At 40.1% G+C, this 3,513-nt stretch carries 3 protein-coding genes; all 3 read left to right on the top strand.

Translation table 11 applies throughout. The features are described 5' to 3' along the window. The first annotated feature begins 252 nt into the window (after positions 1–252). The 3 genes from BOW51_RS09910 to BOW51_RS09900 all read left to right on the top strand — a co-directional run bounded on the left by BOW51_RS09910 (position 253) and on the right by BOW51_RS09900 (position 3,400). On the top strand, positions 253–1,143 hold the full coding sequence (locus tag BOW51_RS09910; RefSeq protein WP_078477572.1) for a polysaccharide pyruvyl transferase family protein: 891 nt from the start codon (positions 253–255) through the stop codon (positions 1,141–1,143). 150 nt (positions 1,144–1,293) lie between these two features. After that, the gene (locus BOW51_RS09905) at positions 1,294–2,271 is read left to right on the top strand and encodes a glycosyltransferase family 2 protein (RefSeq protein WP_078477571.1); all 978 of its coding nucleotides are present in this window, start codon (positions 1,294–1,296) and stop codon (positions 2,269–2,271) included. A gap of 34 nt (positions 2,272–2,305) precedes the next feature. Then, a complete protein-coding gene (locus BOW51_RS09900; protein ID WP_078477570.1) occupies positions 2,306–3,400 on the top strand; it encodes a glycosyltransferase in 1,095 nt (364 codons plus the stop codon). Positions 3,401–3,513 lie beyond the last annotated feature (113 nt).

The raw sequence follows: 3,513 nt of genomic DNA, 5'->3' as shown, positions 1-3,513 counted from the left end.
GCTTGACAGCTTGACAGCTTGACAGCTTGACAGCTTGACAGCTTGACAGCTTGACAGCTTGACAGCTTGACAGCTTGTCAGACGGTGGTCTTGAACTTATACCAATGCACGGATCGAGGGGCTGAAAAATTGTTTCCAAGCAGCAAGAGCCCGCAGCTATCACAATACAGAGACCTTTATCATGACAGTTTACATGATCGTCAACTCAGCAGGGGATGTGCTTAAACCCACATGTGACGTCGAAGAGCAGGAATGAATTTAGCACATTTTGGAACTTTTGATGTTCAGAATTTTGGAGATTGCCTTTTTCCCCATATCATAGAAGCGCGACTACCGAATCATAATTTCTTTCATGTTTCTCCCGTAGGCGGAAGCCCTTGGCCAGATGCACTCACCACAATGTCAATTGAAGAACTTCGTGATAAGAGTATAGATGGTGTCGTAATTGGAGGCGGGAACATTATCAGTGCTTCGCGTACTAGTCTTAAAGATTATCGTTTAGTATCAACACACGCATACCCTACTCTTTGGGCGGGTGCAGCCCAATTAGCAATTGAGCGCGATATTCCATTGGTTATAAATGCCCCTGGAGTTATGGATTCAATGCATGGGTTAGCAAGTGAAGTGGCGCGAATAATAGTTAATTCATCTCAATATATTGCATTTCGTGATCAAAGAAGTTCTGCATTATTTTGCCGCGACCTTCAAGCAAAAGCCAAAGTCATTCCTGACACTGTTTTAGAAGCAGCACGACTATTGCCAAAAAGACTTGATCTTTCCAATAATGTTTTTGGAAAATCTGAGCGTATTTTTGTAGTGCATTTAAAAGAACGTAATGTCATAAAAGGACTTGATTACGTGGCAAAAAAGCTCGATTTTATAGCTAAAAAATTGGAAGCCAGACCTGTTTTAGTAGCAATAGGTCGTTGTCACAACGATGAGGAGATCATATATAGTATTAAATCAAAAATGCAATCTTCCCCTTTGATATTAGATGAACCTAATTCGCTGTCAGAGATAGTTAGTTCTATCATTAGTTCAGTGGCATATGTTGGTTCATCTATGCATGGATTTATTATTGCGAAAGAAATATCTCATTATATGAAAAAAACAGCATTAAGCTATGGAAGCCATATCTTATGATCGACCGTGTTGTTAATAAGTTAATCCGTTAAAGTATAAATTCTTAGCGGACAATGCCATAATAAACGTAAATATTCTAATAATGGGTTTTCTAATATTGATTTACAGTGGATCCAGAGTACGGGAAAGTTTGATTGGTATTGATTTTCAATGAAAATATCAATTGCCATGGCGACCTACAACGGAGAGAAATACATTCAGGAGCAACTGGACAGTTTTTGTGTCCAGACACGTCTCCCGGATGAACTCATTGTCAGCGATGACGGGTCATCGGATGCGACAATTCACATACTCAGGTCCTTTCAGGACAACGCGCTGTTCGCAGTCCAGATTCACGAGAATTCAGAGAATCAAGGTTATACAAGAAATTTTGAACGGGCATTATCCAAGTGTTCCGGCGAACTAGTATTTTTGAGTGATCAGGACGACGTATGGTTTCCGGAAAAGATTGAGAAATGTATTGACGTGCTCGGACGTCATCCAGAAACTCAGCTATTAATTCATGATCTCAGCTATTGTACAGAAGACTTGACCGAGATAGGCCAAACAAAGATTGAGCGTATGGAAAAGGTTTTCGATCTTGATCATGATTTTATTACTGGGATGGCAACAGTTGTTCGAGGTTCGTTCCTGGCACTGTGCCTCCCGATTCCTGATGATACATCGATTACCCATGATAGTTGGTTACATTCATGCGCATCGATTATAGGTAGAAAGCGAATAGTCAGTGAAGTGATGGCCCTTTACAGGAGGCATGCTTCAAACGCTACATCAATGAATGCTTTAAACGTAAGTTATACGACTACAATAAGATATTTTAAGAAGGGAGAACTCAAGCGTCTACTATTCCAAAAAACTGCACCATTAGACACTGATTCAAACAAAGTTTACGAATGGCTTGAAGAGCACAAAGCGACATTGTTAGCGAATGAATTAACAGAAAGAGAGCTAATAGAAAGACGATTTAATCAGGAGATACAGCGTGTACAAGCAGCAATTAGTCGGTCGGAACTTCTTAAATTAAACCGGATAAGGCGGATTGTGCCAATAGTTCGATTGATGATTAGCTCTGGATACAGATTCTACAGCGGATGGAAAAGTGCAATAAAAGACTTCATGGTCAACTAATAATTATTGCTGCAACCTTTGGATATTAGTTTAAATGAAAAAAATTGCGTTATTCACAACTTTCTTTTCTACTAATGGAGTCTCTCGTAATAGAATTACCCTCGCTAATGAGTTTATTTCGATGGGTTATGCCGTTGACTTTGTAGTCTGTCGTGATGAAGGAGTCCTTAAAGATGAGGTTTCAGAACAATCCAAAATATTTGAATTAGGCTCATCACGCCCACGAGAAATGGTTCTTAGGCTTGGACAATACCTTAAAAATGAAAAGCCTCATGCCATGATAGCGTCATCTTGGCCCAACACAGCTTCTGCTATATTGGCACGTTATATTTTTCATCGCCAAATGAAGTTGATCGTTTCAGAACATTCAAACTTCTTAAACGCACCAGAAATGACAAAAAGGGATAAATGGTTACTTAGGCATGTATCCAGATACTTATATAGATATGCTACACAAGTTGTCGTCGTATCAGATGGTATGAAAGCGGGAATGTGTGATGTAACCGGTCTTGATGAGAGCGATATTAAAGTTATTTACAATCCTTTACGTCAGCTAAAGAAAACCATCTTAAGCGATACTGATGCTGAACTGATAGATTGGTGGCGCTCATCAAAGACAGTGTTGTCTGTTGGGCGTTTAGAGAAGGCAAAAGATTATGAAATCCTTATTGACGCATTCGCATTGGTTCAAAAGAATATTAATGCAAAACTTGTGATTCTGGGTGAAGGTGGATTAAGGGACAAACTAGAACAAACCATCAAGCGATACAATTTAAATGATTCAATCAAGCTGCCGGGTTTTAGAAAAGACACCGCTTCTTTTTATGATAACGCTGAGTTGTTCGTTCTTTCATCTAATAATGAGGGTTTTGGGAATGTCATTCTGGAGTCATTGTCGCATGGGGTGCCAGTTGTCAGTACTGACTGTGAAAGTGGACCACGTGAAATTCTAGTAGATGGAAAATATGGAAAATTATGTGATGTTGGATCAGTTGATAGGCTGGCAGCATCAATGATTGAGTCGCTTAATCAAGCTCATGACCCAGAGTTTTTAAAACAAAGGGCCAATGATTTCTCACCAAGAAAAATAGCACAACAGTATATAGAAGCGCTTTTCGGTCTTGGCTGAATTCGTTAACTTCACACGCTGCGCGCCAAGGAGAGAGAATCGAAGGCGCGTAGTCCCCGGTAGCCACTAGGCGAGACTGTTTTTCTGACGTGCGCCAGCGCCAAAGGAAAAAT

This window comes from Solemya elarraichensis gill symbiont (assembly GCF_002021095.1).
Classification (GTDB): domain Bacteria; phylum Pseudomonadota; class Gammaproteobacteria; order Chromatiales; family Chromatiaceae.
The sequence above is the reverse complement of the archived record's forward strand: the minus strand, read 5'-3'. Positions and strand labels throughout refer to the sequence as shown.